Source organism: Candidatus Poribacteria bacterium (assembly GCA_016866785.1).
Lineage (GTDB): Bacteria > Poribacteria > WGA-4E.
The window spans coordinates 1-7,688 of the sequence record VGLH01000162.1 but is presented as its reverse complement, the minus strand read 5'-3'; the positions used below and the strand labels follow the sequence as shown (position 1 = coordinate 7,688).

At 65.3% G+C, this 7,688-nt stretch carries 4 protein-coding genes; all 4 read left to right on the top strand.

Annotated features, from left to right (window positions below; genetic code table 11):
- The coding region (locus tag FJZ36_17000; GenBank protein MBM3216597.1) for a hypothetical protein at nucleotides 1-4,632 on the top strand (4,632 nt) is incomplete at its 5' end.
- A gap of 155 nt (nucleotides 4,633-4,787) precedes the next feature.
- Nucleotides 4,788-5,420 carry a hypothetical protein gene (locus FJZ36_16995; protein MBM3216596.1) on the top strand — a complete coding sequence of 211 codons (633 nt, stop codon included), beginning with the start codon at nucleotides 4,788-4,790 and terminating at the stop codon, nucleotides 5,418-5,420.
- 21 nt (nucleotides 5,421-5,441) lie between these two features.
- Nucleotides 5,442-6,479: a deoxyguanosinetriphosphate triphosphohydrolase gene (locus FJZ36_16990; protein ID MBM3216595.1), complete on the top strand. Its 1,038-nt coding sequence runs from the start codon at nucleotides 5,442-5,444 to the stop codon at nucleotides 6,477-6,479.
- Between the two features lie 38 nt (nucleotides 6,480-6,517).
- Nucleotides 6,518-7,678: a branched-chain amino acid ABC transporter substrate-binding protein gene (locus tag FJZ36_16985; GenBank protein MBM3216594.1), complete on the top strand. Its 1,161-nt coding sequence runs from the start codon at nucleotides 6,518-6,520 to the stop codon at nucleotides 7,676-7,678.
- The last annotated feature ends 10 nt before the right edge of the window (nucleotides 7,679-7,688 follow it).

Below are 7,688 nucleotides of genomic sequence, written 5' to 3'. Positions count from 1 at the left end.
CTCGCTGCCGGCGGTCTGTTGGGTGTGGGCGAGAACGTATTCGCGGTGCAGGCGTCCGACAAGGAAGGCAACGTGACCTTCCTCGAATGGCGCTTCACCATCGTCACGGATCCCCCGAGCAAGCCCGTGTTCGACGCGGTCTCCGAGTACACGAACACGAAGTCGGCGCGTCTCGCCGGAGCTGTCAGCGGCATCGTTGGCTCCGGATCGGTGACGGTCGATCTGACCGTGAACGGCGTTCCGGCGGGCGTGTCGCTGATCGACACCGCGTCGATCAGCAGCGGCACGGGTCGGTTCGCGTTCACGAACGTTCCTCTGCGCGAGGGCGTGAACACGATCATCGCGCGCGCTCAGGACAGCGCCGGCAACGTGTCCGACCGCTCGGATACGCTGTCGTTGTCGCTCGACACGGTCGCGCCGACGGTGCGCCTGCGTGTCGTCAGTCCATCGACGCCCGGTATCCTGCAGCCGCTGCCGGCGATCACGTCCAAGCCTGAGCTGGCGCTGGTCGGCACCGTCTCCGACAACACGGGGCTGCCGCCCGCGAAGATCGAGCTCATCGTGAACGGCTCACCGGTCGCGGTGACGCCCGTTGCGCCGCAGGTGAACACGACCGTGACGCTGGTAGAAGGTCAGAACCTGCTACAGCTCGTCGCGACGGACGCTGCCGGCAACATCGGCTCCGGCTCCGAGTGGAAGGTCGTGCTCGACACGACGCCGCCGTCGATCGCCCCGGGCGCGTTCACTGCGTTGCCATCGCTGGTCGCCGGACAGGTTCAACTGCGGTGGGAGGGCGACTCGGCTCGCGACATCGCGTCCGTCCGAGTCTACAGGACGGAAGGCGGCGCGCCGATCCGTGATGCGTCCGCGCTCACGCCGATTGCGTCGGTGCCGTTGTCGCAGGCGGCGAGCTACGTGGACCGCGTCACTGAAGGCGTGACCTACACCTACGCGCTGACCGGCGTGGACAGTGCCGGCAACGAAGCGAAGAGCATCGTGTCGCGCAGCCAGAACGTGACCGTCCTCAGCGCGATTGGCGGGGACGCGCGCTACGCGCGTCTCGACGGATCGCGAGTGACGGTGCGCGTCCCGGCAGATGCGCTCTTCACGAACCGCACGCTCCGGGCCCTCGTCGCTATCGAGCCTGCGGACTTGGCTGCCCTGCCGGCATTGACGGTCAACTCGACGCCAGTGGTGGAGGGGGCATTCGCGATCAATGCGCGCCTGTCCTCCGGCGCTCTGGTTGGGTCGCAGAACCCGAATGGCGGGTTCCTGTCCCCAGCGACGCTGATCATCCCCGTCCTGCCGGAGTTGCTGACGGCGGAGCACCTGCCGACCGTGTACCAATGGTCTGCGGCTGAAAGCCAGTGGCGCAGCCTGACGACGGTTGTCGATGCGGCGGCTGGGGTCGTGACCGCAGCCATCCCGTCGAGCGGGGTCTACCAGTTGGTCGATCTGACTCGCGACACGGTGCTTCCGACCATCGCGGACCTGAAGCCCGCATCTGGAACGGTCATCGAGACCTTGCTGCCCACGCTGACAGCGACGGTCACCGATGATTCCGAGTTGCGCGGCGTGCGATTCGTCGTGGTCGAGAACGGGACGGATCGCGCCATCACGGGAACCCCGACGGTCACGCCGTCACCGACCAGCTCCAAGATGCATCTGGTCTCGTTCACGCTGCCTGCGGGCACGTTGTCCGACGGCAAGACGTTCGAGCTGGCGATCCTCGTCGAGGATCTGTTTGGGAACATCGGGCGCGCGTCCACCAGTGTCGAGGTGAAGCTGCCCGACTCGCAGCCTCCGGTCGTTCTCTCGGCGAAGCCGGGCTACCCGAACGCTGAGGCGGACACGATCAAGACGCTGCTCCCGACGATTGAGATCGTCCTTCGTGACGAAAAGTCGTCGGTTGGGAGCGTGCGATTCCTCGTAGACGGCGCCGAACTCCCGATGGCTCCCATGATCTCGCAGGTGGACGTCGACGGGAAGTCCGCGACCCGCGCTGCCGTCACCTTCCCGCTCGAGTATTGGACGGCGGAGAAGGCGATGGCGAGCGGCGGTAAGCACACGATCGAGGCGCGATTCACCGACAGCATTGGCAACGCCGGAACGCTGTCGTGGTCAGTCATCGCCGCGATCAGCGACACGGTCGCCCCGAAGCTCGAGCGCGTCACGGTTGCGGACATCGCGACGCTGACGCCGGACCTGGCGCTCGTCATCACCGAAGCCGCGAGCAAGCCGGTGACGTTGATCCGCGCCACCGTCGACGGAGCCTCGGTGCCGGTCGCGAGCTTGTCGCCCAAGGCGACGGCTGACGGCATCGCGCTCAAGGTTCCCGAAGGCGTGCTGCTCGTCGAGGGCGCACACGAGTTCCGGTTCGCGCTTGCCGATGCAATCGGCAACGTGGGAAGCGGGTCCTCGACGGTGACGATCACGCTCGTCGATCGGATCCCGCCGACGATCCTCGGGTTCCTGCCGGATGGCGTCACGGACACGCTGACGCCCGATCTGCTCATTGCTTACGAAGAAGCGCGCAGCGAGCCGATCCGCGTAGCGAGCCTGTCGATCAACGGGCAGAAGGTGGACCTCACCACCGTGTCTCCGGTCGTGGAGAGCGGCTTGGTGACCGTGTCGGTTCCTCAGGGGCTGCTGCGGTCGGCGGGCAAGGTCGATGTCGCGATGACCATCGAGGACGCCGCCGGCAACCCGGCGACGCAGGCGTGGACATTCAACATCGTCCTGGGCGATGCCGAAGCGCCGCGAGTGCTCAACGTGCTGCTCAATGGTCAGGTCGCGCCCGGATCGGATGGGCTCGTGCGCTCGCTGACACCGACCATCGAGCTTCGACTGTCGGAGCCCGATGCGCTGGCGAGTCTCCAGCTCACGATCAACGACAAGCCGCTGACGGCTGGTCAGCTCGCCGGCTTGTCGCTGCTGCCTCCCGACGAAGCGCTGCCATCGCGCGCTGTGCTGCCGCTGTCGGCTGGCGTTTTGCCGGATGAGGGCACGTACACCTTGAAGGCGTTGCTGCAAGACGCGGCGGGCAACCAGGCGGCGTGGGAGTACGTCCTGCGCGTCCGGTTCCCGGATGCCAGCGCGCCGAATGTGCTGTCGTTCAGCCCGACGGGGCTCATCAACAGCACGACTCCCACGGTACGGCTCGACGCCTCGGAGACCGGAGGCATCAGCGCGGTCACCGTGCTGGTGGATGGCAAACCGGTCGCGGCGAACGTGAACATCGGCACGGTCGCGAACCCGAAGGTGGACCCGTGGCCCGTGTCGTTCCAGATTCCGTCTGGCGTGCTATCGCCGGTCGGAGCACACACTGTCGAGGTGACGCTGACGGACCTGGACGGCAATCGCGCCGGGCTCCAGTGGAAGCTCAACGTCGACTCGGTTGCGCCGCGCGTGTTGTTGCAGTTGCCTGCGGACAAGAGCAAGCTCGTCGTCGGGCGTCCGGACCTGAACGTGCTGTTCGCCGAAGACTCCGGTCTGAAGCAGGCGGAGTTCTTCCTGAACAACGCGTCCATCGGATCGGTCGACGGCTCCAAGGTGGCGGGCAACTTCGTGACGCTGCGTGTGCCGAACGCCCTGCGCGACGGCGACTACCAGGTCGTCGCTCGCCTGACGGACCTCGCCGGCAATGCGACCGAAGCGCGCTGGGGATTCTCGATCCTCCGCGATACGGTCGCGCCGGTCGTGACGCGCCAGTTGCCCACGCCGGACAGCGCCATCGAGCTCAGTCGTCCGAAGATCCTCGCCGAGCTGTCCGATCAGGGATCGGCACTCGACCTGCTGAGCCTCAAGCTCTTCGTGGACGATCAACGCGTCCGTCCGTCCATCCAGGACGGCAAGGTCGTGACGTTCGTGCCTGAGACCGAGCTCAAGCTCGGAGATCATCGGGTGCGCGTCGAGGTCGCCGACGTCGCTGGGAACGTGACGACGCAGTCGTGGACGTTCCGCTACGAGGCGGCTCCGTGGGTCGCCGAGACCTATCCGCAGGACGGAACTCAGTTGGGTCTGCAGCCTCGCATCGGGTTCCGATTCGCGGATGATTTCTCGGGCGTCGACTCGTCGGCGATCCAGGTCTCGGTGCGGCGAAACGGACGAGAGGTTCCGGGAACCCTGCAGGTCGCTCCGGCGAGCGGCGGCGGCGTTCTGTCAGCGCCGCAGGCGCCGCTCATGTCGATGGTGACCCCGACCGAGGTGTGGTTCACTCCGAGCGATCGGAGCGGATTGAAGCCGGGCGTCTACATCGTCGAGGGTCGCGTCCGCGACAACGCTGGGCTGGAAACCGTGACTCGGTGGTCGTTCTCGGTGGCGGAAGCCGCGCTGATGAGCGCACCGCGCATCCTCGGACAGGGCGTGCCGACTGGTGACGAAGGCAGAATCGAGTTCTTCGTCGCTCAGGCAGCGACCGTCGAGGTGATGTTCTTCACGGTCGATGGGCAACTGCTCGGTTCCGAGCGGCAGGACGTTCCGGCGGCGGCAGGTATGACGCGCGTCAGCGTGCCGCTGAGCGGTCGCAACGCCCTGGGCGAGCGGCTGGCGACCGGCATGCACATCGGCGTCGTGCAGGTTCGCGCGGGAGATCGTGTCGAACGACGCACGGTCAAGTTCCTCGTTCGCTAGTCGAACGCAACATCGAATCGAGGAGGGGCGCGCAAGTCGCGCCCCTTTCTCTTTCCAGAGTCCGTGCTGATCGGGGAAGTTGACATGCGCGAGCGGAGGTCTATGCTGAAGCGCCGAGTCTTTCGCCATGGACCGTACGGTGCTGGAGCCCAAGCATGCGCGTCGTCATCTTCGGGGCGAGCGGGCGTACTGGACGCCGGGTCGCCGAAACCGTGGTGGCTCGCGGCATGGACACAGTCGCCGTCGTGCGCGTCGCGCGACCGGCCGCGCCGTTCGATCCCTTGGTTCGCGTTGAGCAGCGGAACCTCGACAATGACGAAACCATCGGCGATCTGCTGACCGATACGTCAGGCGTCGTGTGCGCCTTCGGTCCCCACCCTCCGTTCACGGAGCATTTCTGCGGATCGCTGACCCAGCGCATCATCCGTGCGATGGTCGACGTGGGAGCACGACGCCTCGTCTGCGTGACGGGAGCCATGGCGAGCGGTCCGTCTCCCAAGGTCTCGGCTCCGATGCGCCGTATGGCGGCGATGTTCGAGCGACGCTACCCCAATCTGGTGAACGACCGCCGACGGCAAGAGCAGGCTGTGACAGAGAGCGAGCTAGAGTGGACGGTCATCAAACCTCCACGACTGACGGACGGACTCGCAACGGGCAATGCCCGGATTGGATCCGACGTCCGGGTCGGGCTCATGTCGAGTGTCTCGCGTGCCGATCTGGCATTCGCGACCGTGTCGATGCTTGAGAACGGCCTGCACGTTCGAGAGGCGGTCTACATCCGGTCGTAACGGCGGATATTGGGGGACGAGGTGGCGGACAAGACCGTGCGTGAGCAGTCCGAGGACCTGGAGGACGCCTTCCTCTCGCCGTATGCGCTGCGCAGCCGCGAATCACGCGGGCGGGCTCACCCAATCGATCCGTGCGACGTCCGGACCGAGTTCCAGCGGGACCGCGATCGCATTCTCCATTCCAAGGCGTTTCGCAGGCTCAAGGGCAAGACCCAGGTCTTTCTCGCGCCGCTCGGTGATCACTATCGCACCCGATTGACGCACACGCTGGAGGTGTCTCAGATCGCCCGTACCATCGCGCGCGGGCTGAGGCTCAACGAAGACCTGACCGAGGCGATTGCGCTGAGCCACGATCTGGGTCACACGCCGTTCGGACACGCGGGCGAAGGTGTTCTCGCCAGATATCATCCCGACGGATTTCGTCACGACGAGCAGTCACTGCGGGTTGTGGACTTCCTCGAGAACGAGGGCACCGGGCTCAACCTGACGTATGAGACTCGCGACGGCATCAGCGCGCACTCGAAGGGCAAGGGCCCTATCGCGCCGAGCGGCGCGGCTACGCGGAGCTGCGAAGGCGTTGTCGTGCGCTATGCGGACGTCATCGCCTATCTGAACCACGATATCGAGGATGCCCTCCGAGCCGAGGTGCTAGACTCCAAAGACCTGCCAGCGGAACCTCTTCGTGTGCTCGGATCAAGCCGTGGCGAGCGCATCGGCACGATGGTCACGAGCGTCATCATTGCGAGTCAGGGACGAGGCACCGTCACGATGAGCTCGGATGTGCTCGCGGCTTCCGAAGCGCTCAAAGGGTTCATGTACGAACGCGTCTATCCGGCGGAATCGCTGCTGGCGGAAGTGCGGAAGGCGATGGGCATCCTCGAAGCGCTGATGGAATACTACGTCGCCAATCCTGCCGACCTTCCTCCGTTCTACGCGGACATCGCCGAAGCCCAGGGCGCTCACCGCGCTGCCTGTGACTACGTCGCAGGCATGACCGACCGATTTGCGCTAGACTTATACACCGAGCGATTCATCCCGAAGGTGATCGGCTACTCGTAGACCCACGCGAGCTTCGTGAAGCGGAAGGCTCCGGACCGATGAAAGCACGCCGGATCGTAGGCATCGCGACGGTACTCATGTGCGCGTTGTTGGCATCGACAAGCTGCGGCAGGAAGGATACGACTTCGACCATCCGAATCGGCGTAGCGGCGCCACTGACGGGTAGCGGCGCGACGTACGGTGCGCTCATCCGAATGGGGGCAGAACTGGCGCAGGAGGAGATCAACGCGGCTGGCGGGATCCAGGGCAAGCAGCTCGAGCTCGTCTTCGGCGATGACCAGGCGCGCGAGGACCAGGCGGTGGCAGTCGCCACGAAGTTCTCCAATGATCCCTCCATCGTCGCCGTGGTTGGTCACTTCAACTCGATCTGTTCCATGGCGGGCAAGCCCATCTACCAGCGCGCGAAGGTCGTGGAGTTCTCGCCCGGATCAACGAACGTCGACGTCACGAAGGGCAGTGAGTGGACGTTCCGAAACCTCTACCACGACGACTACCAGGGCACGTTCCTCGCCAGCTACGCGAAGAGAGTTCTGAACTTGAGCAGAATCGCGGTATTCTTTGACAACGACGACTACGGCAGTGGGCTCAAGAACGCCTTCATGAAGGAGGCAGAGGCGGTCGGGTTGGAGATTGTCGGGACACCGGAAGCGTATCAACGCGAGCAGACTCTCGACTTCTCGTCCGCCATCGACAAGTTCGCGGCACTGAAGCCGGACGCCGTCTTCATTGCTGGTCTCTACAACGAGGCTGCGTCCATCGTGAAGCAGACGCGGGAGAAGGGCGTGAACGTTCCGTTCCTGGCGGCGGACGGCGTGAGCTCCCAGGGCTACATCGACATCGCCGGCGAGGCGGCCGAGGGAACCTACATCACGACGCCCTTCATCGTGCATCCCGACATCGGCGGACCTGCCGCGCAAGCGTTCCGCGTGGCGTTCGAGGCGAAGTTCAAGCAGGTTCCCGATACTTGGGCGGCGCTCACCTACGACGCTGTCAAGCAGACCGTCGCGGCGATCACCAAGGTCGGCGCCAACCGCCAAGCCATCCGCGACGAGTTCGCCGCGACGACCTCCGCCGAGACCGCGTACCAGGGGGTCACGGGTCCGACGTACTTCGACGAGAACGGGGACTGTCTCAAGCCAGCGTATGTCACGGTCGTCAAAGACGGCGAGTTCGTGCCGGCTGAGAAGCAAGCTCAATAGGCTCTGGCAC